At 61.6% G+C, this 25,071-nt stretch carries 26 protein-coding genes; 11 read left to right on the top strand and 15 right to left on the bottom strand.

Going from position 1 to position 25,071, the window contains the following annotated elements:
- Positions 1–348: 348 nt before the first annotated feature.
- The 4 genes from AB4N82_RS26065 to AB4N82_RS26050 all read left to right on the top strand — a co-directional run bounded on the left by AB4N82_RS26065 (position 349) and on the right by AB4N82_RS26050 (position 4,109).
- Positions 349–1,848, top strand: coding sequence for an APC family permease (locus AB4N82_RS26065; RefSeq protein ID WP_122681059.1), 1,500 nt, complete (start codon positions 349–351; stop codon positions 1,846–1,848).
- Positions 1,829–2,413 carry a DUF3156 family protein gene (locus tag AB4N82_RS26060; RefSeq protein ID WP_122765244.1) on the top strand — a complete coding sequence of 195 codons (585 nt, stop codon included), beginning with the start codon at positions 1,829–1,831 and terminating at the stop codon, positions 2,411–2,413. Before AB4N82_RS26065 ends, AB4N82_RS26060 begins: the two co-directional genes overlap by 20 nt.
- A gap of 118 nt (positions 2,414–2,531) precedes the next feature.
- Entirely contained in the window at positions 2,532–3,494 is a 963-nt protein-coding gene (feaR, locus tag AB4N82_RS26055; RefSeq protein ID WP_122753246.1) for a transcriptional regulator FeaR, read from the top strand.
- Between the two features lie 15 nt (positions 3,495–3,509).
- A complete protein-coding gene (locus tag AB4N82_RS26050; RefSeq protein ID WP_122757271.1) occupies positions 3,510–4,109 on the top strand; it encodes a TetR/AcrR family transcriptional regulator in 600 nt (199 codons plus the stop codon).
- A 62-nt stretch (positions 4,110–4,171) separates the two neighbouring features.
- Here AB4N82_RS26050 and AB4N82_RS26045 read toward each other — a convergent pair whose 3' ends face one another.
- From AB4N82_RS26045 to AB4N82_RS26020, 6 genes are all read right to left on the bottom strand, one after another.
- On the bottom strand, positions 4,172–4,942 hold the full coding sequence (locus AB4N82_RS26045) for an SDR family oxidoreductase (protein WP_099602406.1): 771 nt from the start codon (positions 4,940–4,942) through the stop codon (positions 4,172–4,174).
- On the bottom strand, positions 4,935–5,735 hold the full coding sequence (locus AB4N82_RS26040; RefSeq protein WP_460103770.1) for an SDR family NAD(P)-dependent oxidoreductase: 801 nt from the start codon (positions 5,733–5,735) through the stop codon (positions 4,935–4,937). The genes AB4N82_RS26045 and AB4N82_RS26040 overlap by 8 nt, the downstream gene beginning before the upstream one ends.
- Positions 5,728–6,549, bottom strand: coding sequence for a molybdenum cofactor biosynthesis F family protein (locus AB4N82_RS26035; protein WP_122765084.1), 822 nt, complete (start codon positions 6,547–6,549; stop codon positions 5,728–5,730). Before AB4N82_RS26035 ends, AB4N82_RS26040 begins: the two co-directional genes overlap by 8 nt.
- 84 nt (positions 6,550–6,633) lie before the next feature.
- The gene (locus AB4N82_RS26030) at positions 6,634–7,293 is read right to left on the bottom strand and encodes a LuxR C-terminal-related transcriptional regulator (protein WP_122765085.1); all 660 of its coding nucleotides are present in this window, start codon (positions 7,291–7,293) and stop codon (positions 6,634–6,636) included.
- Positions 7,294–7,349: 56 nt separating this feature from the next.
- Positions 7,350–7,715, bottom strand: a complete 366-nt coding sequence (locus tag AB4N82_RS26025; RefSeq protein ID WP_032891378.1) for a cupin domain-containing protein — start codon at positions 7,713–7,715, stop codon at positions 7,350–7,352.
- A 31-nt stretch (positions 7,716–7,746) separates the two neighbouring features.
- Positions 7,747–9,045: an NAD(P)/FAD-dependent oxidoreductase gene (locus AB4N82_RS26020; RefSeq protein WP_122765086.1), complete on the bottom strand. Its 1,299-nt coding sequence runs from the start codon at positions 9,043–9,045 to the stop codon at positions 7,747–7,749.
- A 238-nt stretch (positions 9,046–9,283) separates the two neighbouring features.
- On the opposite strand from AB4N82_RS26020, the gene hpaR (AB4N82_RS26015) reads away from it, so the two are divergent.
- Positions 9,284–9,706 (top strand): homoprotocatechuate degradation operon regulator HpaR, encoded by a 423-nt coding sequence (gene hpaR / locus AB4N82_RS26015; RefSeq protein WP_032891381.1) that lies wholly within the window; start codon positions 9,284–9,286, stop codon positions 9,704–9,706.
- Between the two features lie 101 nt (positions 9,707–9,807).
- Here the strand turns inward: hpaR (AB4N82_RS26015) and hpaI are convergent, their stop codons facing one another.
- The 8 genes from hpaI to AB4N82_RS25975 are packed head-to-tail and all read right to left on the bottom strand — an operon-like array spanning position 9,808 to position 17,050.
- A complete protein-coding gene (gene hpaI, locus AB4N82_RS26010; RefSeq protein ID WP_122765087.1) occupies positions 9,808–10,611 on the bottom strand; it encodes a 4-hydroxy-2-oxoheptanedioate aldolase in 804 nt (267 codons plus the stop codon).
- Positions 10,612–10,625: 14 nt separating this feature from the next.
- Positions 10,626–11,429, bottom strand: coding sequence for a 2-oxo-hept-4-ene-1,7-dioate hydratase (hpaH, locus tag AB4N82_RS26005; RefSeq protein ID WP_460103763.1), 804 nt, complete (start codon positions 11,427–11,429; stop codon positions 10,626–10,628).
- 12 nt (positions 11,430–11,441) lie between these two features.
- On the bottom strand, positions 11,442–12,746 hold the full coding sequence (locus AB4N82_RS26000) for an MFS transporter (RefSeq protein ID WP_099602412.1): 1,305 nt from the start codon (positions 12,744–12,746) through the stop codon (positions 11,442–11,444).
- A 52-nt stretch (positions 12,747–12,798) separates the two neighbouring features.
- Complete coding sequence (locus AB4N82_RS25995) at positions 12,799–13,191, bottom strand: tautomerase family protein (protein ID WP_099602413.1); 393 nt, start codon at positions 13,189–13,191, stop codon at positions 12,799–12,801.
- A gap of 45 nt (positions 13,192–13,236) precedes the next feature.
- On the bottom strand, positions 13,237–14,094 hold the full coding sequence (gene hpaD / locus AB4N82_RS25990; protein ID WP_032891387.1) for a 3,4-dihydroxyphenylacetate 2,3-dioxygenase: 858 nt from the start codon (positions 14,092–14,094) through the stop codon (positions 13,237–13,239).
- A gap of 48 nt (positions 14,095–14,142) precedes the next feature.
- Positions 14,143–15,603 (bottom strand): 5-carboxymethyl-2-hydroxymuconate semialdehyde dehydrogenase, encoded by a 1,461-nt coding sequence (hpaE, locus tag AB4N82_RS25985; RefSeq protein WP_122765088.1) that lies wholly within the window; start codon positions 15,601–15,603, stop codon positions 14,143–14,145.
- Between the two features lie 5 nt (positions 15,604–15,608).
- Positions 15,609–16,379: a fumarylacetoacetate hydrolase family protein gene (locus tag AB4N82_RS25980; protein ID WP_095184845.1), complete on the bottom strand. Its 771-nt coding sequence runs from the start codon at positions 16,377–16,379 to the stop codon at positions 15,609–15,611.
- Positions 16,380–16,390: 11 nt separating this feature from the next.
- Complete coding sequence (locus tag AB4N82_RS25975) at positions 16,391–17,050, bottom strand: fumarylacetoacetate hydrolase family protein (protein WP_095184844.1); 660 nt, start codon at positions 17,048–17,050, stop codon at positions 16,391–16,393.
- A gap of 181 nt (positions 17,051–17,231) precedes the next feature.
- On the opposite strand from AB4N82_RS25975, the gene hpaA reads away from it, so the two are divergent.
- The 6 genes from hpaA to AB4N82_RS25945 all read left to right on the top strand — a co-directional run bounded on the left by hpaA (position 17,232) and on the right by AB4N82_RS25945 (position 23,598).
- Entirely contained in the window at positions 17,232–18,137 is a 906-nt protein-coding gene (gene hpaA / locus AB4N82_RS25970) for a 4-hydroxyphenylacetate catabolism regulatory protein HpaA (RefSeq protein ID WP_032891391.1), read from the top strand.
- A gap of 183 nt (positions 18,138–18,320) precedes the next feature.
- Positions 18,321–18,743: a homoprotocatechuate degradation operon regulator HpaR gene (gene hpaR, locus AB4N82_RS25965; protein WP_032891392.1), complete on the top strand. Its 423-nt coding sequence runs from the start codon at positions 18,321–18,323 to the stop codon at positions 18,741–18,743.
- A gap of 153 nt (positions 18,744–18,896) precedes the next feature.
- Complete coding sequence (locus AB4N82_RS25960; protein WP_122765089.1) at positions 18,897–19,889, top strand: helix-turn-helix domain-containing protein; 993 nt, start codon at positions 18,897–18,899, stop codon at positions 19,887–19,889.
- Positions 19,890–19,957: 68 nt separating this feature from the next.
- Positions 19,958–20,890 carry a SphA family protein gene (locus AB4N82_RS25955; protein ID WP_122765090.1) on the top strand — a complete coding sequence of 311 codons (933 nt, stop codon included), beginning with the start codon at positions 19,958–19,960 and terminating at the stop codon, positions 20,888–20,890.
- 10 nt (positions 20,891–20,900) lie between these two features.
- Positions 20,901–22,133: an MFS transporter gene (locus AB4N82_RS25950; protein WP_460103754.1), complete on the top strand. Its 1,233-nt coding sequence runs from the start codon at positions 20,901–20,903 to the stop codon at positions 22,131–22,133.
- Positions 22,134–22,149: 16 nt separating this feature from the next.
- Complete coding sequence (locus AB4N82_RS25945; protein WP_122765091.1) at positions 22,150–23,598, top strand: amidase; 1,449 nt, start codon at positions 22,150–22,152, stop codon at positions 23,596–23,598.
- A 60-nt stretch (positions 23,599–23,658) separates the two neighbouring features.
- Here AB4N82_RS25945 and AB4N82_RS25940 read toward each other — a convergent pair whose 3' ends face one another.
- Positions 23,659–25,071, bottom strand: coding sequence for an aldehyde dehydrogenase family protein (locus AB4N82_RS25940; RefSeq protein WP_122765092.1), 1,413 nt, complete (start codon positions 25,069–25,071; stop codon positions 23,659–23,661).

The following is a 25,071-nucleotide window of genomic DNA, read 5'->3' as shown; positions in this document are numbered from 1 at the left end:
GTTCACCGAGCGGGCAGGCGCAGTCGGTCAGATGTGGGAGGGGCTTGCCCCCGATGACAGTGTGTCAGTCACTGATGTGATGGCTGATCCACCGCTATCGGGGGCAAGCCCCCTCCCGCATTTTATGGGTGTTACACCTGATCAATTTGAGTTATCTGTTTACTTTGCCCGTGGCAGGCAGCAACAAAAGTGACGGCAGAGATGGGCAAGACGCTCGATAGGTCATGGGCGCACAGTGATTTCGCTCGATGCCGTTTTGATCAGGGACTGGTTGGGGAGGGCGTTATAGCCGGCTCCCTGTAGGGCTCGATGCATCCACTAAGAAATCCGCTTTCGAGGATCCGCACCATGTCGATCAATGACCGGCTCACGCAGCATTTGAAACGAGGCAGCGTCGGCTTTCCAACCGCGCTGGCCAGCACCATTGGCCTGATCATGGCAAGCCCGGTGATTCTTACCGCGACCATGGGTTTCGGGATCGGCGGCAGCGCCTTTGCGGTGGCCATGCTGATCGCAGTGGTGATGATGCTGGCCCAGGCGACTACCTTTGCCGAGGCGGCTTCGATCCTGCCGACCACCGGTTCGGTGTACGACTACATCAATTGCGGCATGGGTCGATTCTTCGCGATTACCGGCACTTTGTCGGCGTACCTGATCGTGCACGTGTTCGCGGGCACGGCCGAGACCATTCTGTCCGGGGTCATGGCCCTGGTGAACTTCGAGCACCTCAATACCCTGGCGGAGTCGGCCGGCGGCTCCTGGTTGCTGGGGGTCGGGTTCGTGGTGGTGTTCGGCATTCTCAATGCTTTCGGCGTCAGTGCCTTTGGCCGGGCCGAGATCATCCTGACCTTCGGCATGTGGACCACGTTGATGGTGTTTGGCGTGATGGGCCTGATCGCCGCACCGGCGGTGCAGCTGGAGGGCTGGTTCGGTGTGTCGCTGGTGGGCACTGACCTGATCACCATTCTGTCGCTGGTGGGCATGGCCATGTTCATGTTCGTCGGTTGCGAGTTCGTTACACCGTTGGCCCCGGACCTTCGCAACTCGGCCAAGGTCATGCCCAAGGCGATGATTCTTGGATTGCTGAGCGTGGCAACCTGCATGTTTATCTATGGCGCGGCGATGAAGCGCCAGGTCGAAAACGTGCTGCTGGACGCCGCGTCGGGCGTGCACCTGCTCGACACGCCGATGGCAATTCCCAAGTTTGCCGAGCAGGTCATGGGCCAGGTAGGCCCGCTGTGGCTGGGGATCGGTTTTCTGTTCGCGGGCGCCGCCACCATTAACACGTTGATGGCCGGTGTACCGCGGATTCTCTACGGCATGGCGGTGGACGGTGCGTTGCCCAAGGTGTTCACCTACTTGCACCCGCGCTTCAAGACGCCGCTGCTGTGCATCCTCGTGGCGATGCTGATCCCGTGCCTGTATGCCCTGTGGCTGGGTGGCAACACCGATAACATCATGCACCTGGTGCTGGCGGCGGTGTGTGCGTGGAGTTTCTCCTACCTGCTGGTGACGCTGTCGGTGGTGATCCTGCGGATTCGTCGCCCTGATCTGCCACGGGCCTATCGCTCGCCGTTTTTCCCGTTGCCGCAGATCCTGTCCAGCGTCGGCATCTTGCTGGGCATGTGGTTCATCACCCCACCGGGCATGAACCCCGCCGACATTTATGTGCCGTTTGGCGTGATGCTTGGGATCACCGCGAGCTATGCGCTGTTCTGGACACTGGTGGTGCAGAAGGTCAATCCATTCAAGCCCGCGTCGGTAGAAGACGTGCTGGCCAAGGAGTTTTCCCATGAGCCTGGCAACCCTCACCCTGGGTATATCGAGCATGCTGCAAAAGCTGTCTGAGCTGTTCAGTGCCAAACGTGCCCCGGCCGGTTATCGTCCCGGCGTCACGCTTGAGTACCTGCGACGCAACCTTGGCCTGGCGAGTTTTACCTCGACGGGGCCGACAAGCGCAGTGTTCGGTTTGGGCGATAGCGACGTGCAGGTGGCGGTTGGCGAGCGCACCGAATCGCAATTGCTGATGCACTTGGTCATGACCGAATTCATGGTCAACGTGCCCGCCTCAGAGCAGGGCAATGCACGCTTCGAGCTGCACCACCGCGGGTCGATTCGGCGCACGGGGCTGGTATGTCGGCAACGCGCTGGTACGCCGAGCTTGCTGCCCAGGCTTGAGGCTGCGTTGACGCAGGATAAAGCCCTGCATCAAGCGTTGATGGCGCTGGACTTCAAGCGCCTGTGCATCGCACTGGACGGCCAGCAGTGGCACGTTCGGCTTGAACATATGGGCGGCAGCGAAGTGGTCAACCGCATGCCAGCGTTTCGTCGCTACATCGCCTTGAGCGGCGCGCAGCGAGGGGCTTTGTTCGATGTTCTGGCGGGGTTACACCGGGTGCTGGGCGCGCTCTGATTTTTGGCGACTTGGCATCAATACTGCTTCCACAGTCGGCACTACGTACTTGTTGCGCCTATATAGATAACATGTTAACTATTGGCCAACAAAAACAAGAAGCCACTGTGGAGTTGCCATGAGCACCTATCAATCTGCGCACACTGGATTGGACACCTGGACTCAGGATTTGCGAGCGGCCTGTGGCCATTTCGACACTGAACTGGCCTTCAACCGCTCGCTGTTCATCGGTGAAGTCTCCACGCTCTCCCGTGGTTGCCTCTCACTGGCCTCCCTGCGGACCAATGCCGGCCTGATCAAGCGCCCACGGCCCAACGCCGATCACGACATTGACCAGCATTGCTTCCTTGTCAGCCAGCGCAGCGGCTATTGCCAGATCACCCAGAACGACGAGGTCATCCAGTTGGCCCCCGGTGACATGCTGCTGATGGATTCCACCGGTTCAATCGAAATCAGCCCCTTCGGCCTGATTGAACATGCATCCCTGTCTCTTTCGCGCAACGCAGTGTGCAAACAGCTGGGCAACGCCTCGAAAACCTTCGGCAAGATCTCGTCGAGTAAAGCCTGTGGGCGGATGCTCCATGTGTTGATGGACCAACTGTGCAGGGAAGGGCTGGAAGGCCAGGATTCAGAGGAAGAGGCGCAGGCACTGCAGGCGGCCTTTGTCTCCTTGCTGGGCTCGGCGTTTGACGCGCATGACACCCAAGGTGACAGCACCGCCTCGTTGCACGGCAGCAACCTGCGCAGCTATGTGCAGAAAGTTATTGATGAGTCCCTGACCCAGCCGGGCCTGAGCCCCGTGGGCCTGGCCAATCGGCTGAACATCTCGGTGCGACACTTATACCGCCTGTTTGAAGAACAGGACGACAGCGTCTGCCGCTACATCCAGCGGGCGCGGCTAAAGCGTAGCGCGGATGACCTGACCAACCCGTTCCTCAAGAGTGAGTCGATTACCTCGATTGCCTATAAGTGGGGGTTCACCGATTCGGCTCACTTCAGTCGCTCGTTCAAGAAGCAATTCGAGCTGTCGCCCAAGGACTTTCGTTCGACCCATCTGCAGCAAGCGGTCGGTGCGGCGTAGGTTGTCCGTCGATCAATGAAAGCGCTCAGCCTGTCGGCCAGTAACATTTGTGCGGTGGCGGTCGAACACTTTGCCGATCATGGGTATGACGCCTCGTCGCTGAACGATATCGCGGTGGGGGCGGGTATGCGCAAGGCGTCGTTGTATGCGCACTTTGTGAGCAAGGATGCGTTGTTTCAGACAGTCTTCCAGATTGCCCTGGATCATGAACACCACTCTATCGCTGGGTGCTTTCAGGACGAGGCCGGGTACACGGGGATGCCGGGTTATTTGCACCTTGAGCGCTTGATCGGCCGCTATGAAGGCTCTGCGCATCTGCGCTTTCTGTTGCGTACGGCGTACTTTCCGCCGGCGCGGATTCGCAGCGTGATTACGGCGGGATTCGAGGGGTATCTGGCCTGCATACGCGAGGGTTTTCAGCATGCAGCGCGCAGTCGGTACAGCCGGGTAGAGCCCGAGGCGCTTGAGGTGTTTTGTGATGCCTATCTGGGGATTGTCGACAGCTTGCATGTGGAGTTGATTTATTCGACGTCTCAGGGGTACGTCAAACGGCTAGCGGCGTTGTCGCGGGTGTTCGGTGACTCACTGTCGATGCTCGAAAGGGCCGAGCGCTAGATCAACCTGTGGGAGGGGGCAAGCCCCTCCCACAGTTGATTCGGTTTACAGATACCCAGAGGCTATTTCACCTCAGGTAACGTCGATCCGCCATCCACCACGAGGGTCTGGCCAGTGATGTAGGCGGCCAGGTCAGACGCCAGAAACAACATGGCTGCGGCAATATCTTCCGGGGCGCCGAGTCGTCCCAGAGGAACGCGGCTGGCGATGTCGGCGTTGACTTGTTCGTCGCCCAGATTGCCCATGGCCGGCGTGGCGATCATCCCTGGCTCGACGCCATTGACCCGCACTCCGTCGCAGGCCAACTCCAGCGCTGTGTTGCGGATAAAACCGTTGACCCCGGCTTTGGACGCCGCGTAGTGACTGAGGCCCGGATAGGCAACCCGTGGCCCGGTGACCGATGACGTGACCAACACACAGCCACCGCCCTGGCGCTGAAACATGGGCAAGGCGGCCTGGGTCAGCCAGAACAATGCGCAGAGGTTGACCGCCAGGGTGCGTTCCAGGACGGCGGGGGTGATCTGCGCGAAGGGTGTCAGCGGGAAATAGCCGGCGTTGTGCACCAGAACATCCAGGCGGCCCCAGTCCAGGTCTATGGTCCTGATACCGTCGAACACGGCAGCGGCGTCAGCCAGATCAAGTTCCATGGCTTCGACCTGACAGCCTCGCACGCGCAGCGCTTCGGCCAGCGCTTGGGCTTGCGCCAGGCGCAGGTCGGCGATCATCACGCGCGCGCCGCGCCAGGCAAACGCCTCGACAATGGCCTGGCCGATGCCTTGGGCGCCGCCGGTGACCAGCACGGTTTTGCCGCTGAAATTTAAATCTTCAGGCATGGGCGTTCTCCATATGGGCATAGGCCAGCGTCGGCACATCCACGATGCTCGAACCGCCGTCGGCCACCATGCTTGCGCCGGTGATGATTGAGGCGTCAGGGCTGGCGAGGAAGCGGCACACCTTGGCGATTTCGTCGGCGCTGGCGGGGCGGCGCAACGGTACGTCGGCGCATACGCGGACATAGGCTTGCTGCAACGTGTCGCCGTAAGCCTCCATCAACGGCTGCATTTCCTGATCGGCCATCGGCGTGGTAACCCAGCCGGGGCACACCGCGTTTACCCGCACCCCACTCGGCCCGTAGTCCCGTGCCAGCGAGCGGTTAAGCCCGAGCAGCGCATGCTTGGCGGTGGTGTAGCCGCAGACTTCAGGCCCGGCGGCCAGGGAGGCGATGGAGCCGAGCAGCACGATATTGCCGGCGCTTTCGATCAGCAGCGGCAGGCAAGCCCGGGCGCTATAAAACGCGCTGTCCAGGTTGCTGCGCAACGCGGCTTCCCAGGTGGCCGGGCTGGTTTGGCTGGCACTGCCCACGCCATGCCCACCGGCACACGCCAGCAATACATCAAGGCGGCCATGGTGCGCGCGAATCTGCGCGATAAAGCCTTCCCAGGTGTCCGGGCAGGCCGCATCGCCGACCAGGATCAGGCCACCGGCTTGGGCCGCCACCTGCTCCAACGGCTCACGACGCCGGCCGATCAGGACCAGATTGGCCCCTTCGGCGGCGTACAGCCTGGCGCAGGCGGCGCCGATGCCGGTGCCGGCGCCCGTGATGACGACGGTGCGTGGATCAGGCATCGGGATACTCCGTGCGGTTGAGTACCTGGCAGTAGGAACTGACCGGAAAGTTCGACAGCTCAGCAAAGGACGCGTCGGCATAACCGAAGATCTTGCCGTCGCTGCGGTGCTGTTGCAGGTCGATCAATACCAGGCCCAAGGTCGGGATGATCTTTTCGCGCCAGACAAACAGGTACAACTGGTCGGCGATCTTGTAGTAGTGGCAGCGGTCGGTATCGCACAGGCCTTGCTCCACGCCCTTGATGCATTGCCAGGCGTAGAACTGATCGTTCAGGTAGATGTGCTCGTAGACTTCGCTCGGGCTGTAGCGGTACAGGTTGCGCAAGCCGGTCAGCTCCTGGGTGGGCGCGTGGGGGCAATGGCCAGGTTGCCAGGGTTGGTCCAGGCTGCCGTGGAGGAAATCCACCTCAACCGAGGTCAACGCTTTGCCGGCCAGGGCGCGGCTGTAGAGGCCTTCTTCGGTGTGCTCGCGGCGCGGCATGCGGCCGATCACGGCGGTGAACGACGACGTGGCGGTGTCCAGCACCAGGCTGATCGACCACGCCTGGCCTGCTTCGCGTTTGATGAAATCGACCAGGTACAGCCCCGGCCGCACCGATGTAGCGCGGTACGCGGCCGAACCGCTGGAGTGGCCGTCGGCGGCGTGCCAGTGCAGCGCGTCGGCTTCAAAGCGATGCTCGATCTGCCAGCCGTTGGCAAAGTGCAGGGTGAAGGTTTTGCCGTTGAGGTCGGCGAGGTTAGGCAGGATGAACGCTGCGGGGGCGAAACCGTCGGCGAGGGCGCCTACGGTGATCCAGTCGGATGGGGTGGTCATTGCATGGCTCCGGTGGGTTGAATGGACAACCCGGAGCATGAGGTGGAGCAGGGCGCGCGCCTATCAACCGAAGGGTTGAGGCCGCTACAGAAACAGCGCCGCCACCAGTTCGGTGCGGCTGCTCACGCCCGCCTTGCGGAACAGGTGGATCAGGTGGGTCTTGATGGTGGGCAGGCCCACGTCCAGTTCCAGGGCCAGTTGCTTGTTGCTCGCGCCTTGACGCAATAACCACGCGATCTGGCGCTCCTTGGGCGTGAAGGCGGCGAATGCATCCTCACAGGGCTGCATATTGGCCACTGCCATTTGCAGCAGGGCCTGCAACGCAGTGAGCTGCGCCAATTGGTCGGGGGTGAAGGCGCCTTGTTCGGCAGTGCGCAGTAACGAGATGGCCGCCTGGGGGTGGTCGGCGCGATGGGCAACGATCTCCACCACATCGATTACACCGTAGCGCTGCAGGAAGTCGCGATAGCGGCGGCTGTCACGCTGGGGTTGGCGGGCCATGGCCAAACCCAGCGGCACCACGGCCAGCCCGGTGGACAGGCAATTGCGCGGCTGCAACGGGTCGAATTGCCGGTAGTTGTCCAGGTAGTCGCGGTGCATCTCGCCACTCATGCCTTGCAGTTGGAAATCGCGGGCTTGGAGTTGGCGGTCGACACAATAAAACGCGGCCTGGCTGGCGGGGACGAGCTGGGTGAAAGCCTGCAGGCAATGGCCGGCGACTTCCTGAGCGGGGATGGCGTGCATGGTCGGTCACCTGCGCCGTAGAAAATGCTGCCGACCGAAGCCGGCAGGCAGAACCATCAAACAACCGCGAAATAGTGCTTCACAAAGCTCTCGCTCACAATCTCCCACAGCACCGGCGTGCCCTTGGTCACGAACCAGCTGTCGCCGGCTTTGTAACGGCTGCTCTGGCCGGTGCTTTCATCGGTCAATACCACTTCGCCGGTGACCACGGTGGCCTGTTCGGCAAACGGATAGACCATGCGGAACTTGCCTTGGGTGGTGCCGAAATAGGCACTGCTGACCGGGTCGGTCGGTGCGCCAAAGGTCATTTTGCCGAAGGCGTTGACTTCACCTTCGAGGATCTCGGAACCAAGGTCGGCGACGGTGCCCCAGGCATCGAGGTCGGATAATTGGATGTCTTTCTTGAGCGTCGTAACGGGCATGGCAGTTCTCCTGAGAATGAAACGGTGGGCATCAACGGCGACCGTTGAAGTAACCCGACAGTTGATGAAGGCTTTTACCGGCGGTCAGCAGCAGTGGGCGGATATGGTCCTTGCCCAGGATCTGCGCATGCTTGACCGAGCTGATCAGGTCATAGCGCGATGAACCCTCGCTCATGCCTTCGGCCAGGACCTTGCAGATGATGTGGCTGGGCGTGACGCCAAAGCCGGCGTAACCCTGCACATAGAAGGCGTTGGGGCGACCACTGAGGGTGCCGATCTGCGGAAACAGGTTGGCCCCGGTCGCCATTGGCCCGCCCCACGCCAGGTCGATCTTCACGTCCTTGAGGTACGGGAAAATCTTCAGCATCAGGTTGCGGTTCCAGGCTTTGAGGTCCAGCGGGATGTGCTCGACAAACGGCGTGGCGGCACCGAACAGCAGGCGGTTTTCATTGGTGACGCGGTAGTAGTCGATCACCGGCCGAATATCGCTGTAGGCGCCGCGTATCGGGCTGATGCGATGGATCATCTCGTCCGACAACGGTTCGGTCATCAACTGAAAGGCGTAGGTGTTAACGGTCGTCTTGTGCAGTTCGGGTTCGAGCTTGTTGAGGAAACTGTCGCAGGCCCACAGCAACTTGGACGCCTTGACCGAGCCGCGGCCGGTGCGCACGGTGATGCGCTCGCCATAACTGACGTCCAGGGCCGGGCTGTGCTCAAAGATGTGCACGCCATGGCCGGCCAGTGCCTTGGCTTCGCCCAGCAGCAGATTGAGCGAGTGCACGTGGCCGCCGCCCATGTGCAGCAGCGCGCTGGTATAGGCGTCGGACCCGATGATCTGCTTGACCTCGGACCCTGCCATAAAGCGGATTTCGTCTTTGGTATTGATCGACTTGAAGTCTTTCTCCCAAGCGCGCAGGGTTTTTTCCTGGCGGGCGTTGAAGCCCATGTAGCCGTAGCCGTGGCAGAAGTCGGCGTCAATCGAGTATTTGGCGATGCGGTCCTTGATGATCCCGGCGCCCAGCTCGCTGATTTCAAAGATCTGGCGCAGGCCTTCGTCGCCCACTTGTTGCTTGATCTTCTCCAAGTCATGGCCGATCCCCGCCATGATCTGCCCGCCATTGCGGCCCGTGCCACCGAAGCCCAGGTAGCGCGCTTCGAGCACCACAATGTTGGTGATGCCTTTTTCAGCGAGTTCCAGCGCGGTGTTGATGCCGGAGAAACCGCCGCCAATCACTACCACATCCGCTTCCACGTCCTGTTCGAGGGTTGGGAAACTGAGGTTGTATTTTTTGGTTGCCGAGTAGTAGGTCGGCGTTTCGATATTGATCATGGCGCAGCCTGGAAAAGTGAAGGGGAACTCACTGCAGAGCCGACAAGAAGCTCTGTGCCTGTTGGGGTGTATTAACTGCCTTCCGAGCGGTAGGTGTCTTGATTCTGTGTGCCGTCGGTCTTGACCCTGGCTGCCACTGTCCACCCTGGAGCCGGCCAGGCGGTAAAGCGGCACACGGTGATCAGTCGCGGGTGCTAGAATGTTGTTAATCTGTTAACTAATTGCGACGCCTGCACCCATGCCCAAACCGCGCCAATCCCTGACCCTTACTTTGCTCCAAGCGCGTGAAGCCGCCATGGGGTTTTTTCGTCCTTCGCTTAACCAACACGGTTTGACCGAGCAGCAATGGCGGGTCATTCGCATCCTGAGCCAGCACGATGAGCTGGAGATTAATCGTCTGGCGGAGCTTGCGTGCATCCTCAAACCGAGCATGACCGGTGTGCTGGTTCGTATGGAGGCCGCGGGGATGGTTGAGCGGCGCAAGGCGCAACAGGACCAACGGCGTGTGCTGGTGCGGTTGGCCGACAAAGGTCAGGCGTGTTTTGCCTCGATGAGTCAGTGCATGGAGGCGAATTATCAGCGCTTGCAGGCGGGCTTTGGTGAGGAGAAGTTGCAGACGTTGCTGGCGTTGCTCAATGAGCTGAAGACGCTCAAGCGTTGATAGGGCTAACCCGGCGTCCTGCCGGGTTGCCCACGGATTCAAGCCTGCGTTCGGACAGCGTGTTTGACGGCAAAGCCAAAGCAAACGCGAATACCGCAGCGTCAGTAGATAGCACCGGCAGTGCTTGTGGGCGCCGGTGCATCTTTGAAGGCCGCCGCGAGGCTTTGCAATCCGCGCATCAGCACGGTGGTGTCGACGCCCACTGCGACGAACGCCGCGCCCAGTTCGATGTAACGCCGCGCCAAGGCCTGGTCGGCGCTGAGGATGCCGGCGGCCTTGCCGGCGCTGCGGATACGGGCGATGGCGTGTTCAATCGCCGCCTGCACGTCAGGATGGCCGGGGTTGCCGCGAAAACCCATCGAGGCGCTCAGGTCCGCCGGGCCGATAAACACACCATCCACGCCCTCTACCACCGCAATCGCATCCAGGTTGGCCAGGCCTTCACGGCTTTCGATCTGCACCAGCAAGCACATCTGCTCGTCGGCTTTGTCGAGGTAATCGGGGATGCTGTTCCAGCGCGACGCCCGTGCCAGCGCGCTGCCGACGCCGCGCACGCCGTTGGGCGGGTAGTGGATCGCCTTGACCAGTTCCCGTGCCTGCGCTGCGCTTTCCACCATGGGCACCAGCAAGGTTTGTACGCCGATATCGAGCACTTGTTTGATCAGCGCGGTGTCACCGATGACCGGGCGGATCACCGGGTGGCTGGGGTAGGGCGCCACGGCCTGGAGCTGGCCGAGCATGCCGCGCAGGTCGTTGGGCGCGTGTTCGCCGTCGATCAGCAGCCAGTCAAACCCGGCGTTGGCGGCCAGTTCTGCGCAATAGGCATCGGATAAACCCAACCACAGGCCGATCTGGGCCTCACCGCTGTGCAGGCGTTGCTTGAAGGTGTTGATAGGCATGTCCATCGAGCGATCTCCTGTTAAACGAAGCGGCAGGCAATCGAGCCAAGCATGTCGTAGTCGACATGAAAGGTATCGCCAGGGTTGGCCGCCACCGGCCGAGTGAAGGAACCGCCGAGGATGATTTGCCCAGGTTGCAGGGTCACGTCATACGCGGCGAGTTTATTGGCGAGCCAGGCCACGCCCTTGGCCGGGTGATTGAGCACGGCGGCCGATACGCCGGATTCTTCGATCACGCCATTGCGGTAGAGCACTGCCGGCACTTTGCGCAGGTCGATTTCAGTGGGGCGCACGGCGCGTCCGCCCATGACCACGCCCGCGTTGGCGGCATTGTCGGAGATGGTGTCAAACACCTTGCGGGTGGCGTTGGTGTGCGGGTCGACCTGTTGGATACGCGCGTCGATGATCTCCAGCGCCGGGATCACCCACTCGGTGGCGTCCAGCACATCGAACACCGTCACATTCGGGCCTTTAAGCGGTTTGCCCAGGATGAACGCCAACTCCACCTCGACCCTCGGCACGATAAAGCGCTCGAAGGGGATGTCGGTGCCTTCATCGAAGAACATGTCATCGAGCAGCGCGCCGTAATCCGGCTCGGTGATGTTGGACGACACTTGCATGGCGCGGGAGGTCAAGCCGATCTTGTGGCCGACCAGCTTGCGCCCGTCCTTGATCTTTTGGGCGACCCAGGCGCGCTGGATGGCGTAGGCGTCTTCGATCAGTGATCGTCGGGTGCTCCAGGGAAAACTGGCGCACCTGTTCCCGTGACCTTCGGCCTGGTCAAGACGGGCGGCGGCTTGCTGGATGAGCTGTTGATCAAGCATGACAAAGGTCTCTCAGTGAGGGTTGACGATGGCGGCCTGGGTGCGCAGCACCAGCAGGCCACCGAGTGCAATAAGCAGCGCCAGGGCGTAAAGGGCCAGGCTGGCGCTGTGGGTGGTGTCGCGCATCCAGCCAATCAGATAGGGCGCAAAGAAAGACGCGATGCTGCCGAAGGAACTGATCAAGGCGATGCCGGCGGCCTGAGTGGTGTTGGAGAGAAACGCCGGAGGTAACTGCCAGAACATCGGCAATGCCGCGCTGGCGCCCATGCCGGCGAGGATCAGGCCGCTCAGCACCAGGGTCGGGTTGGCTGGAGCGAGCCCGGCGATGGCAATACCGGCAGCCGCCATCAGCAACGGCACGCACAGGTGCCAGCGGCGTTCACGCTGGCGATCCGACGAACGCCCGCAGCCGATCATGAAAAAGCAACCCGCCAGATACGGCACTGCACTGAGCAGTCCGACCTTGCCGTCGCTGCCGACCCCGGCGCCGTGGATCAGTGTTGGCATCCAGAACGCCAGGGTGTTGACCGCCAGCATCACCGCGAAATACACCGCCACCAACAGCCAGACTTGCGGGTTACGCAGAATCGCGGAGAACGAGGTGATCGATTTGCGCTGTTCTTCCTTCGTCAGTTGTTCGCGCAGTTGTTGCTTCTGCGCGGGCGTCAGCCAGGTAACGGTCTCGAAACTGTCCGGCAGGCACTTGAGCACCACCAGCCCGAGCAGGATGACCGGCGCGCCCTCAATGACAAACATCCACTGCCAGCCGCGCAGGCTGCCCAGGTCATGGAAGTGCTCAAGAATGCCGCCCGACAGTGGCCCTCCAATCACCCCGGCCATGGGCACCGCAATCGCAAACAAGGCAGTGACTTGCGCACGCCGACCAGCCGGGTACCAGCGGTTGAGGAAGACCAGGATGCCTGGGAAGAAACCCGCCTCGGCCACTCCGAGCAAAAAGCGCAGCACATAGAAGCCCGTGGCGCTGTCGACCATGAACATGCAGGTCGACAGCGCGCCCCACACCACCATCAACGTGGCGATCCAGCGCCTGGGACCCACACGGTCCAGGGCCATGTTGCTCGGTACGCCGAACAGCGCGTAAGCGACAAAGAACAGACCGGCGCCGAAGCCGTAGACCGTGTCGCTGAAATTCAGGTCGGCGCTCATTTGCATCTTGGCGAAGCCGATGTTGATGCGGTCGAGGTGGGCAAAGAGGTAGCAGATCAACAACAGCGGCATCAGCCGCCAGGTGATGGTGCTGTGGGTGCGGTCGCGGGCGACGCTGCCGAGGCTGTCGGCGATATTGGCTGTGCTCATGGTTTTATACTTTTTGTCTGAGAAGGCCGATGGAGTGAACGGGCAGGGCGTGCTAGCCCAGCTGGGCCTTGAGGAAGGCGTGCACGTTGTTCTGCTTGAAGTTGAGCTGCTCGTGCAGCTCGATCATTTCAAACGACAGGGCCAGCAGGCGTTGGGCCTGAAGCTCGGCAAAGTGCGCGGTGATCACCTCGAAGAGGTGTTCGGCGACTTGCTGACGGGTCGCCAGGTCGCGGCCATGGCCGACCTTGAGCGTCATGTGCACGAAGGCGTAGTCGTGCTTGCCGTCGGCCATGCGCCAGGTATCCAGGCGCACGCCACGGCTGCGGATGCCGCCCAGCGGGAACACACCGCTGTCACCCAGGGTGGCATGGACTTTTTCAAACAGGCCAGGCAAGTCCGCCTGCTGCTCGATGTTGTCGGTGTATTCAGCGATGAAGTGGGGCATGGACGGCTCCTTCAGACCGCGCGGGGACACCGTGCGGCCATACGGTCAAACGGGGAAAATGGCGTTGATCTGCCCGGTGCCGGAGCTGCCGAACGGGGCGGTGATGATTTCGGCAGGCTTGTCGTAATCCGGCCCGCCGAGTAACCCGAGAAGCATCGCGGTGTCGTGCATCTTGCCTTCGCCGAAGCAGTGTTCGGCGTAGTCCGGAAGCATCGCGCAGAACTCTTTCCAGCGGCCTTGGCGCCAGAGCTCCACCACATGCAGGTCGACCTGTTTGTCGAACTCGCGCGTCCAGTTATGGATATTGGCTTCGGCATTACGGTCGTCGGAGAACCGGTGCGACAGCGAGCCGGAAGCCAGCACCACGACTTTGCGGTCGCTCTTCTCGATGGCCCGGCGCACGGCGGCGCCGAACGTGAAGCTGTCTTGCAGGCGATGCCAGGCACACCAGGCGGCAATCGATACCACATTGAATTTCTGCGCGTCCGGTACGCCCATGTGCATGTAGCGCATCGGTACCAGGGTGCCGTATTCCAGCTCCAGGCTGGGGATGTTGTGGGCCAGGGTACGCACGTCGGCCGCATTGGCCTCGGCGGCGATCAACTCGCCAAGTTCCGGGCAGCCTGGGTATTCGTAGTCCATGTTCTTGATGAAGTGCGGCAGCTCGTTACTGGTGTAGGTGCCCTTGAAGTGCTCACCGCTGTTGACGTGATAGGCGCTGTTGACCAGCCAGTGCACGTCAAACACTACGGCGGTGTCGGCGCCCAGTTCGCGGGCGCGGCGGCCGATCTCTTTGTGACCGGCAATCGCTGCTTCACGGCAGCCATGGTGCTTGCCGGGCAGCTCCGATAAATACATCGAGGGAACGTGGCAGATTTTCGCCGCCAGGACGACTTCGCCCATGATGATTCTCCTGAAATTATTGTTGTTGTCTTAGGGGGCTGGTGTGACTCAAACGCCCCAGCGTGGAATGTGATGGCTGCCCATCGAGATGCACACATTCTTGATCTCGGCGAACACTTCGAAGCTGTACTGGCCGCCTTCACGGCCGGTGCCGGAGCCTTTCACACCGCCGAACGGCTGACGCAGGTCGCGCACGTTCTGGCTGTTGATGAACACCATCCCGGCTTCGATGCCATAGGCCAGACGATGCGCCTTGCCGATGTCCTGGGTCCAGATGTACGACGCCAGGCCATAGTCGGTTTCGTTGGCGAGTTTGAGGGCTTCGGCTTCGTCCTTGAAGGGAATGAGGCACACCACCGGGCCGAAGATTTCTTCCTGGGCAATACGCATGTTGTTGTTCACGTCAGCGAACACCGTCGGTTGGATGAACTGGCCTTTGCTCAAGTGCGCCGGCAAGTTGGCCGGACGTTCGAGGCCGCCGGCGAGGAGGGTGGCGCCCTCTTCGAGGCCGATCTTGATGTAGCCGGTGACCTTGTCGTAGTGGGCCTGGGTGATCATCGAGCCGACCTGGGTTTTCGGGTCTTGCGGGTCGCCGACGATCAAGCGTTTGGCGCGCGCAGCAAACTCGGCGACGAACTGCGGATAGACGCTTTCCTGGATAAAGATGCGGCTGCCGGCGGTGCAGCGCTCGCCATTGAGGGAGAAGATCGTGAACAGGGCGGCATCGAGGGCGCGTTCCAGGTCGGCATCTTCAAAGATCAGCACCGGCGACTTGCCGCCCAGTTCCATGGAGTACTTTTTCAGGCCGGCGGTCTGCATGATTTTCTTGCCGGTGGCGGTGCCGCCGGTGAAGGAAATCGCGCGCACGTCCGTGTGACGCACCAACGCATCACCCGCCGTTGCGCCATAGCCTTGGATCACGTTCAAGACGCCGTTGGGGATGCCGGCTTCGACGGCCAGGCGCCCCAGTTCGTTAGCGGTCAATGGCGACAATTCAGACATTTTCAGCACGGCAGTATTACCCAGCGCCAGGCACGGCGCGGTCTTCCAGGTAGCCGTCATGAACGGCACGTTCCACGGCGAGACCAGCGCGCATACACCCACTGGCTGGTACAGGGTGTAATTGAGCATCTGGTCATCGACCGGGTAGCTGTGCCCGTCCATGCGGGTGCAGACTTCGGCGAAGAAATCGAAGTTGTGCGAGGCGCGGGGGATCAGCACGTTTTTGGTCTGGTGAATCGGCAGGCCGGTGTCGAGGGTTTCCAGTTCGGCCAGGTGCGGCACGTTCTGTTCGATCAGTTCGCCCAGCTTGCGCATCAAGCGCGCACGCTCTTTGGCCGGTGTGCCAGCCCATTTGGGAAAGGCTTCCTTGGCGGCGGCCACAGCTTGCGCGACTTCCTCGGCACCGCCGCTGGCGACTTCGCCGATGGCTTCACCGGTGGCTGGGTTGTAGTTGACGAACACGTCTTTACTTTCGACCTCACGGCCGTTGATCCAATGTTTGATCATGCTGCTCAAGCCTCTTTACGGGCGTTGAAGAACGCCGCTTCGCTGACAATTCGATTGACCAGGCGGCCGACGCCTTCGACTTCCACGATCACTTCATCACCGGGCACCACGTCGGCCAGGCCTTCCGGCGTGCCGGTGGCGATCATGTCGCCGGGCTGCAAGGTCATGAAGCTGGACAGGTATTCGATCAGGTAGGGGATGTCGAAAATCATGTCTCTGGTACTGCCTTCCTGGCGCAGTTCACCGTTGATCCACGTGCGCAGGGTCAGGTTGCTTGGGTCCGGCACATCGGCCACATCGACGATCCACGGGCCGACAGGCGTGGTGGCGTCGCGGTTTTTCACCCGCAGGTTGGGGCGGTAGTAGTTTTCCAGGTAGTCGCGAATCGCGTAGTCGTTGCACACCGTGTAGCCCGCCACGTAGTCCAGGGCGTCTTCGCGCTTGACGTTGCGCGCGGGCTTGCCGATGACGGCCACCAGCTCGCACTCGTAGTGCATGTAGGCGACGTTGTCCGGGCGCCATGTCACTTGGTTGTGACCGGTGTAAGTGCCTGGAGATTTAATGAAGGCCAGCGGCTCGGTCGGCGGCGTGAACGCCAGCTCGGCGGCGTGATCGGCATAGTTCAGGCCCAGGGCAAACATGCTGCCTGTGGCCGGTGGCAGCCATTGCACTTGATGTTCGGCCAGCAGGCGGCCATCGGCCAGGCGCACGGCGTTGTGGTCTTCGACATGGGCGAGGTGCACTTCGCCTTCAAACTGGATACGGGCGTGTTTCATGGAAGCTCCTGTTACTCGGCCACGACGTGGTTGACGAGGCGGCCCAAACCGCTGATTTCGACTTCGACGGTGTCACCCGGCAGCACATCCACGCGACCTTCCGGAGTGCCAGTGATCAACACATCGCCAGCGTGCAGGGTCATGAACTCGCTGATTTCGGCGATGAGCAAAGGAATGTTGCGCACGAAGTTAGCCGTGGTGTTTTGCTGGCGAATCTCGCCGTTGACGTACAGCGTGATCGCCAGGCTGTGCGGGTCTGTGACTTGAGCGGTAGGGATCAATTCGGGCCCGACGGAACAGAAGCCATCCCGGCATTTGGCTTTGACGGCGGGGCGGTAGTAGCTGTCTTCCGGCAGGCTGAATTCATTGATGACGGTGAATCCGGCAACGTAATCGAGTGCGTCGCCCTGGCTGACGCGGCTGGCGCTCTTGCCCATCACCACGCCCAGGGCTGGGCCGGGTTGCAGGCGCTCGCCCTGGCCTGGATGCACCACCGCTGCACCGTGCTGATTGCGCGTATTGGGCGTCTTGATAAACAGCACCGGTTTGACCGGCGGCTTCTGATATGGCGGCTGTTCGAATTCGGCGAGGCGCTGTTTCAGCAGCCCTTGGTAGTTGAGCGCCACACCGAAAAGAGTGCCGGTCGCGACGTCATGCAAGGCATGGCTCATGCTTTCTCCTGGCAGAGCCATGGGGAGGCTCTGAATATTGTTAATGTGTTAACAGTTATAATTAAGATGTTAACTATCGTCAAGCGTGGCAGACTGTTCTCGCGGTGGTTGCGCTGCCCAAATCGGTGCAGGATGAGCGTGGCAGCACCCCGGCAATCAGAATAAAAATGAGTAGCGTGCGATGACCGACCGACAACCCATTCCCAACATCAACATTGGCCAGGTGTACGACCAGCGCTACAGCGACGCGCAGGTCCACTACGACCGGCTGGCCAACCTCGCGGGTTTCTTCGGGCGCAATATGCCGATCCACCGGCACGACCGGTTCTTCCAGGTTCACTACGTGAAAAGCGGTACGGTGCGGGTGTATCTGGACGACCAGCAATACGTCGAGTCGGGGCCGATGTTCTTTCTCACGCCGCCCACGGTGCCGCACTCCTTTGTGACCGAGGCCGACAGTGACGGGCATGTGTTGACGGTGCGCCAGCAACTGGTCTGGCAACTGATCGATGCTGATCCCAGCCTGGCGCCGGCGGGCGCGCAACTCCCGGCCGCGTGCGTGGCGCTGGCGCAGTTGGGCCTGCATGACGCGAGTGAGGTCCGTCGATTGGATTTTCTGTTCGAGGAACTCAGTGCAGAGGTCGAGGCCCAGCGCCCAGGGCACAGTGCGGCCCTGGACAGCCTGACGCGCTTGATCATGATCAGCCTGCTGCGGCTGTGCTCCCACTCGCTGAAAGCCACGCCTGCGCGGCACGAAGACTTGAGGATTTTCCACCGTTTCAACGAGCTGATCGAAGCGCACTACCAGCAACACTGGCCCTTGTCCCGGTATGCGCAAGGCATCGGGGTGACCGAGGCGCGACTCAACGATGTGTGCCGGCGCATCGCCGACCTGCCGTCCAAGCGCCTGATCCTGGAGCGGCTCATGCAGGAGGCCAAGCGGCTGCTGATGTTCACGGGCAGCTCCGCCAACGAGATCTGCTACCAGCTCGGCTTCAAGGACCCGGCCTACTTCAGTCGGTTTTTCCAGCGCTACGCACAGCTCACTCCGGGGGAGTACCGTCAGCGACAATTGGGGCTGCGTTGAGACAGGCATGGGGAACTGCGCCTTGATCTTGTTGATCTTGTACGGATCAGCATGACCAGCGCAGCGGTGCGACAGAATGGCTTTTACACGGAACCGATTGCACTTTTCACAGGCTTGCGCGCGGCTTGCACGGACAGGCCGGCGACACTAAGCTGCCGACTCGCCCCCTCAAGTGGTGCCGATATGGCCAACCCCCGACCTTCGCTGACCCTGACCTTGCTGCAAGCCCGTGAAGCCGCAATGGCTTTTTTCCGACCCGCCCTGAACCAGCACGAACTGACTGAACAACAGTGGCGCGTCATTCGCATACTGCGCCAGCAGGGGGAACTTGAAAGCCATCAACTCGCCCAGCAGGCATGCATTCTCAAACCGAGCATGACTGGCGTGCTGAGTCGCCTTGAGCGTGACGGCCTGGTGCGTCGGCAGAAGTCCAGCCAGGATCAGCGCCGCGTGTTCGTCGCCCTCACCGAACGCGGCCAGCAGTGCTTCGTTTCCATGAGTGAAGGCATGGAAAGCAACTACCAGAAAATCGAGGAACAGTTTGGCGCGGAAAAAATGGAGCAACTGCTGGGTTTGCTCAACGAGCTGAAAAACATAAAGCCTTGATGGGCTAAATTTAGTTAATAAGTGAATGTGTTCGCCCCGCGCAGCACCGATCGCTATCCGTTTTCGGCACAAATGTGCCGCATCACCTGAGTTCGGAATGGAACTTGCCTTGTACCTGACCGGTAAGCCTTGCAACTGAAAAAGGTTGGGTCAATGAACAACAATAATGTGCTGATGCCTGAGGCCGCGGTGGTTGCCCGAGGGGCGCCAGCGCTCCAACGTTTTCTGACCCGCGATATCGACGAGCACGCTCGCAATATGCACGGCTGGCAGGTTCGCTACGATCAAGTGTCTGCGGGGGCCTTTGAAGGGGAGTTGGTGGCGTTCCGGTCGGACTGGATGCAATTGGCCCGCGACCGCTCTAATCAGGCCATGATCAAAAGTGGCATGGCGTGGAAAGGCGCGATCACCTTCAGCATCCCCTTGAGTGCCGATGGCCCGGTGTATTGCTCGGGGCATCCGATCCATGAGCCAAGCCTGTTGGTCGCCCACGGTGAGCATCTTCCTGAGTTGCACACTCCCCAACACCTGGATTTGCTCAGTGTGGCCATTGACGAGTACGTCCTTGAGCATGTGCTGGAGCGTCAGGGCAGCCACTTTCGAATTACCGATCTTCCCAAGTGTTACCGCTTGGGTGACTCGTCTGCGCAGGCTGAACTCGCGGCGCTGTTCGAGGCACTGTCCGGCTCCGAGCAAGCGCGGGATGCGTTGCTTGGCCATGATTCGATCCGCCGTGGCCTGCGGGATTCGGTGATGCTGCATGTGCTGGAGCTGATTGCGCCGGATCACGCGCCACCGCTCAACCCCACCGCGCGCAAAAGGATGGTCGACCGCGCACGGGAATACGCGCTGAGTCACCTCGACGAGCCGTTGTCGATCCTCGACCTGTGTAACCACATCGGCGCCAGCCGGCGCAAACTCCAATATTGTTTCCAGGAAACCCTGGGGATCAATCCGGTGGCGTATTTGCGTGCGTTGCGCCTCAATGCAGTGCGTCGTGAACTGCGAATGAGCACCCAATCCCTGAACGTACAGGACGTCGCGGCACGCTGGGGGTTCTGGCATTTGAGCCGCTTCTCCGGTGACTATCGCACCCTGTTTGGTGAAACCCCTTCACAGACCCTGCGCCGTACGCAACTCTGCTGAAAACGGATAACCCGCCCACGGCGCTGCTGCCTAGGATGACCCACACCACTTGCTGGGAGGGGCATTCGATGAGCAATAACAATAACGCAAGCGCTGCACGCAAGACGTTGTTCACCCTGGGGCTGCTCGGTTGCTGCGCCGGCGTCCAGGCGACCGAGAACGGCGCGCCGACCACAGCGGTCGGCGTGTATGACTTCGGCGCGGGGATGATGCCACCGGCCACGCCGTTCGGCACCATCGGGCTGCGTACGGCGTTCTACTCGGCCAATGTGCAGAAGGACCGCAACGGCCGGTCGATCGACAACCACTTCTCGTTGGATGTCTTGTCGATTGGCGTCGCCTATATGCGCATGACTGATCACACGGTACTGGGCGCCCACTATGGGTTTGGCGTGGTGGTGCCGTTTTTCAAGATGGACGCTTCCGTCAAGGTGCCGACCCCCATTGGGCCGCTGAGCCTGGAGGCTGATCCGTTTCGACTGGCCGATGTGCAATTCCTGCCGGTGATCCTGCAATGGAACCCATCGCCGAATCTGTTCATTAACACCCAATTGCAGATCCAGGCGCCTACCGGTGACTACGACAAGAACCGTCTGGTTTCCCCCGGTCTCAATCACTGGACGTTCTCGCCGATCGTCAACGCCACCTACCTCACCGACAGTGGCTTCGAGGTTTCCTCAAGCTTTGAAGTCGACGTCAACACCCGCAACCCCGCAACCGATTACAAAAACGGTGTCGAGTACCGCCACGAGTTTGCCGTGGGCCAGCACATCGGCCCGTGGACGTTGGGCCTGGGCGGTTATTACTACCGCCAGTTCAGCGACGACGATGCGCCAGGGTTGCAGTCGGGCAACCGGGCACGGGTGCTGGCAGTGGGGCCGGCGGTGAGTTACTTCAAGCCGGGCCTGCCACCGGTCTGGCTGCATGCCTACAAGGAAACCGACGCGCGCAACCGTGCCGAGGGTTACACCGTGGCGCTGCGTATTTCTCAAAGCTTTTAAGGGGCTGGCCATGAATCCATCACGTTCTGAATACGCACCACCCCGGCAAGCCAGCGGTCGTCGTGAAGGGTTGGTGCTGATGCTCGGCAGCAGCCTGACGATCATGGGCGCGGTCATGGTTGCGCCGATCCTGGCCAAGCTTGGCGCCACGTTTGGTCCGCTGGAGCCGCGCGCCGACTTGCTGGTGCCCTTGGCGGTCACCGGGCCGGCGCTGGCGATTGCACTGTGCGCGCCGTTGGCCGGCTGGTTGGCCGACCGGGTCGGGCGCAAGGCGTTGCTGGTTATCGCGACCTTGTTATACGCCGTGCTCGGCGCCTTGCCGGCACTGCTGGATAACTTGCAGGCCATCGTGGGCGTGCGCCTGTTGTTCGGCTGCGCCGAAGCCGCCGTGATGACCTGTTGCGCCACCTTGATTGCCGACTATTGGCACGGTGAGGAACGGCTGCGCTACATCAATCGGCAGGTAGTAACCATCGGCCTGGTGGGCTCGCTGTTCTTTGTGGTGGGCGGCGCGCTGGGCGAGCATTCCTGGCGCCTGCCGTTCCTGCTGTACCTGCTGCCATTGCTGTTGGTGCCGCTGATGATGAAGGTGCTGTGGGAACCGGCTAGCCGCCCGCAGTCCCTCGACGAACCCGAGCCGGGCAGGGTAGCCGTGGTGCCGTTGGTACTGGGTTATTTGCTGATTCTCAGCGGGATGGTCCTGAGTTTTATCGTGCCGATCCAGGCCCCGATTCTGCTGGTCGGCCTGGGAGTGACCTCTAGCACGCTGATCGGGCTGTCGGCGGGCCTGGGTTTGCTCGCGACCCTGGGCGGTTCGCTGGCCTGGCCATTGCTGCGTCGACGCTTCGGCATCGTCGGTTGCAACGCGCTGTTGCTGGCTCTGCTGGGGTTGGGGCTGTGGCTGCTGATGCGCGGGCAAAGCTACATCGCGGTGCTGGTGGCGGTGCTGATTCACGGCCTGGGCGCCGGGCTGCTGGTGCCCAACGTGATGGCGCCGGTGATGAATGCCCTGAGTGCCCGGACGCGCGGGCGCGGCCTGGGCGGGTTCACGGCTTGCCTGTATTTCGGCCAATTTGTCAGCCCGCTGGTGGTGGCGCTGCTCAGTGTCTACGCCGGTGACCTGCGCACCTCCATCCAGTGGCTGGCGCTGGCCAGCTTTGCCTCGGCGGCGATCTGGGCGCTGGCAGGCCTGCACGCCCGACGTAAAGGGGCTCCGGGTGCCTTCCGGTCAAGTCATTCGTAACTAAAAGGAGATAAACATGAACATCCAGAATCTGTTGGACAGCGAGGATGCCACCGGCCTGGCCGAGTGGGTCCGCCGTGGCGAAGTGCACCCCGGCGAGTTGCTTGAAGCGGTGATTGACCGGATTGAGTGGGTCGAGCCGCAGCTCAATGCCGTGGCCGAACGGCTGTACACGTCGGCCCGTGAAGCTGCACGCACCGTGCAGCCCGGCCACGGCGTATTCGCGGGCGTACCGACCTTGATCAAAGATCTGTTTTCGCCAGTCAACGGCGCGGCGATGACCAACGGTTCCCAGGCACTGGGAGGGTTTCGCGCAGATTTTGAAGCCGAACTGGTGACCCGTTTGCGCCGTGCCGGTTGCGTGATTGCCGGCACCAGTACCTCGCCCGAATTCGGCACATCGTACTCCACCGAGTCCACGCGCTTTGGCGCCACACGCAACCCCTGGAACACCGGCCACAGTGCGGGCGGCTCCAGCGGTGGCGCGGCCGCCTTGGTGGCGGCGCGTGTCGTCCCGTTTGCCCATGGCAACGACGGCGGCGGCTCCTTGCGCGTGCCGGCGTCCTGCTGCGGGGTGTTTGGCCTCAAGCCCAGTCGCGGGTTGTTGCCATCAGGGCCGATGGTCGGCGAAGGCTGGGCCGGCATGGGCACGCCCCATGGGATCACCTTGTCGGTACGTGACAGCGCCGCCTTGTTGGATGCAACGGCCGGGATCGACCTCGGCGCACCCTATGCCGCACCGGTGCAGGTGCAGCCCTATGTTTCGGCGTTACAGCGTGACCCAAGGCCGCTGCGCATCGCACTGGTGGAGCAACTCGGGCCTTGGCCCACGTCCAGCGAAGCGCTGGCATCGGTGCAGGAGGCCGCCAGATTGTGCCAATCCCTGGGCCATCGGGTTGAGCCGGTGAAGTTGCCGGTGTCACTGCCGGAATTTCTCGATCAGGTCTTCACCATCATTGGCGCCAGTACCCGTCACTATCTCGACGTGCTGGGACAGATGCGCGGCTTTGCGGTGCAGCCCGAGGAGCTTGAGGCGCGCACCCGGATCATTTTGCGCAGCAAGGGCGATGTCAGCGGGGCAAATTACGCGGGCGCGGTGGAGTGGATTCATGGCTTGGGCCGGCAGTTGGCGATGTTCATGCAGGAATACGACCTGATCCTCACGCCGACCCTGGCCCGTGAGCCGGCAGCGATTGGCGAGCTGGATGTGCAGGACGACCGCTTGAGCCTGGATGAACTGATTGAGCAGTTTCACAGCTACTCACCGTTTACCGCGTTGTTCAACGCCAGCGGGCAACCGGCGATGTCGGTGCCGCTGTACTGGAGCGCCGCCGGCCTGCCGATGGGCGCCCACTTCGCGGGCCGTTTTGGCGAGGAAAGTACGCTGTTCGCCCTCGCTGCGCAGTTGGAGCGTGCGCAACCCTGGCGTCGGCGAGTACCGCCGATCAATGCCTGTCAGCGGTGAGTGCCTGGGACGGTTGGCAATGGGAGGCAGCCGCTCCCACTGCTGACTACCGTGGATCGATCAAGCGCGGATATTCAGGCACACCACCTTGGGTTGGGTCATCTCCTCGTAGGCGAAACGCACGCCCTCACGGCCGAGGCTGCCGTATTTGGAACCGCCAAAGGGCATTGCATCAAAGCGATAGTCGGACGAGTCGTTGATCATCACACCTCCCGCCTCAATCCTGCGGGCGGCGCTCAAGGCCGTCGCCAGGTCGCTCGTAAAGATACCGGCGTGCAGGCTGTAGTCAGGCTCGTTGGCCAGCGCGATGGCCTCATCGAAGGACTCAACCCGTTGCAATACCACCACGGGCGCAAAGACTTCGTTGCGCCAGAGTGCGCTGGCGTGATCGACGTTTTCCAATACGGTGGCGGCGTAACACGAATCCTGTCGTGTGTGCCCGCACAGCAAGGTTGCGCCTTGGGCCAACGCGTCGGCTACCACGCGCTCGGCATTCTGCGCCGCTTGTCGGGTAATCATCGGGCCGATATCGGTGCTGGCAAGCAACGGGTCGCCGACCAACAGGGCCTGGGCCTGGCTGACAAAACGTTCGCGGAACGCGGCATAAACGGACCCATGAACCAGCAGTCGCTGAGTGCCGATGCAATTTTGTCCTGCCGCCCAAAAGGCGCCGGACACGCAACACGCCACTGCGGCCTCAAGGTCGCAGTCGTCCATGACGATTACGGGCGCATTGCCGCCCAAGTCCATTGCCAGTTTCTTCAAGCCTGCGGTGCGGGAGATCTGCTCACCGGTGACAAAGCCTCCGGTGAAGGAAATCATGCGCACGTCACGCGCCGCGACCAGGGCTTTGCCCAGTTCGGCACCACCGGTGGCAACCGTGACCACCGATTCGGGCAAGCCAGCGTCGATCAGGTACGCCACCAGTTTCATGGCTGACAACGGCGCCAATTGCGACGGTTTGAGAATCACCGCGTTGCCGCCGGCGATGGCTGGGCCGAGCTTGTGCGCCACCAGGTTCAAGGGATCGTTGTATGGCGTGATGGCGACGATCAAGCCAAGGGGCTCGCGGGAGAACCAACCCTGGCGAGACTCTGAACCTTCATAGGCATCAAAAGGGATCACCTCGCCGGCATTGCGCCGGGCTTCTTCGGCTGACAGCTTGAGGGTGTTGACGCAGCGCTTGACCTCTTTTTGCGCCTGCTTGAGGGTCTTGCCGGCTTCGTCGACGATCAGTCGGGCAAATGCCGATGCATCGCGTTCGATGTTCAAGGCCGTCTGTTCGAGAATCTGTGCCCTGCGATAACGCGGCAAGCCCGCACTGGCCCGAACGCCCTGGCGACCCTGTTCCAGCAAGTGCGGAACCTGGGACGCACACACGTCGGCTACGCTGCCGACAAGCGCACCGTCAAAGGGATTGAACACCTGTATTTGTGCTGCCCCAACCGTACGGGCCAAATTCGATACGTTCAT

This window comes from Pseudomonas sp. H1_D04, from assembly GCF_054683855.1.
Note: the sequence above shows the minus strand (reverse complement) of the source record. Positions and strands in the feature narration are given on the sequence as shown.

Coding starts and splice junctions, on each gene's coding strand:
- hpaD (WP_032891387.1), bottom strand. CDS start 14,094: ATGGGCGAAGTCGTCCTGGCGGCGAAAATCTGCCACGTTCCCTCGATG.
- AB4N82_RS26040 (WP_460103770.1), bottom strand. CDS start 5,735: ATGCCTGATCCACGCACCGTCGTCATCACGGGCGCCGGCACCGGCATC.
- hpaI (WP_122765087.1), bottom strand. CDS start 10,611: ATGGACATGCCTATCAACACCTTCAAGCAACGCCTGCACAGCGGTGAG.
- AB4N82_RS26060 (WP_122765244.1), top strand. CDS start 1,829: ATGCTGCAAAAGCTGTCTGAGCTGTTCAGTGCCAAACGTGCCCCGGCC.
- AB4N82_RS26025 (WP_032891378.1), bottom strand. CDS start 7,715: ATGCCCGTTACGACGCTCAAGAAAGACATCCAATTATCCGACCTCGAT.
- AB4N82_RS25950 (WP_460103754.1), top strand. CDS start 20,901: ATGAATCCATCACGTTCTGAATACGCACCACCCCGGCAAGCCAGCGGT.
- hpaH (WP_460103763.1), bottom strand. CDS start 11,429: ATGCTTGATCAACAGCTCATCCAGCAAGCCGCCGCCCGTCTTGACCAG.
- feaR (WP_122753246.1), top strand. CDS start 2,532: ATGAGCACCTATCAATCTGCGCACACTGGATTGGACACCTGGACTCAG.
- AB4N82_RS26045 (WP_099602406.1), bottom strand. CDS start 4,942: ATGCCTGAAGATTTAAATTTCAGCGGCAAAACCGTGCTGGTCACCGGC.
- hpaA (WP_032891391.1), top strand. CDS start 17,232: ATGACCGACCGACAACCCATTCCCAACATCAACATTGGCCAGGTGTAC.
- AB4N82_RS25995 (WP_099602413.1), bottom strand. CDS start 13,191: ATGCCCCACTTCATCGCTGAATACACCGACAACATCGAGCAGCAGGCG.
- AB4N82_RS26065 (WP_122681059.1), top strand. CDS start 349: ATGTCGATCAATGACCGGCTCACGCAGCATTTGAAACGAGGCAGCGTC.
- hpaE (WP_122765088.1), bottom strand. CDS start 15,603: ATGATCAAACATTGGATCAACGGCCGTGAGGTCGAAAGTAAAGACGTG.
- AB4N82_RS25945 (WP_122765091.1), top strand. CDS start 22,150: ATGAACATCCAGAATCTGTTGGACAGCGAGGATGCCACCGGCCTGGCC.
- AB4N82_RS26020 (WP_122765086.1), bottom strand. CDS start 9,045: ATGATCAATATCGAAACGCCGACCTACTACTCGGCAACCAAAAAATAC.
- hpaR (WP_032891381.1), top strand. CDS start 9,284: ATGCCCAAACCGCGCCAATCCCTGACCCTTACTTTGCTCCAAGCGCGT.
- AB4N82_RS25960 (WP_122765089.1), top strand. CDS start 18,897: ATGAACAACAATAATGTGCTGATGCCTGAGGCCGCGGTGGTTGCCCGA.
- AB4N82_RS25975 (WP_095184844.1), bottom strand. CDS start 17,050: ATGAGCCATGCCTTGCATGACGTCGCGACCGGCACTCTTTTCGGTGTG.
- AB4N82_RS26030 (WP_122765085.1), bottom strand. CDS start 7,293: ATGCACGCCATCCCCGCTCAGGAAGTCGCCGGCCATTGCCTGCAGGCT.
- AB4N82_RS25980 (WP_095184845.1), bottom strand. CDS start 16,379: ATGAAACACGCCCGTATCCAGTTTGAAGGCGAAGTGCACCTCGCCCAT.
- AB4N82_RS25940 (WP_122765092.1), bottom strand. CDS start 25,071: ATGAACGTATCGAATTTGGCCCGTACGGTTGGGGCAGCACAAATACAG.
- AB4N82_RS25955 (WP_122765090.1), top strand. CDS start 19,958: ATGAGCAATAACAATAACGCAAGCGCTGCACGCAAGACGTTGTTCACC.
- AB4N82_RS26035 (WP_122765084.1), bottom strand. CDS start 6,549: ATGACCACCCCATCCGACTGGATCACCGTAGGCGCCCTCGCCGACGGT.
- AB4N82_RS26000 (WP_099602412.1), bottom strand. CDS start 12,746: ATGAGCACAGCCAATATCGCCGACAGCCTCGGCAGCGTCGCCCGCGAC.
- hpaR (WP_032891392.1), top strand. CDS start 18,321: ATGGCCAACCCCCGACCTTCGCTGACCCTGACCTTGCTGCAAGCCCGT.
- AB4N82_RS26050 (WP_122757271.1), top strand. CDS start 3,510: ATGAAAGCGCTCAGCCTGTCGGCCAGTAACATTTGTGCGGTGGCGGTC.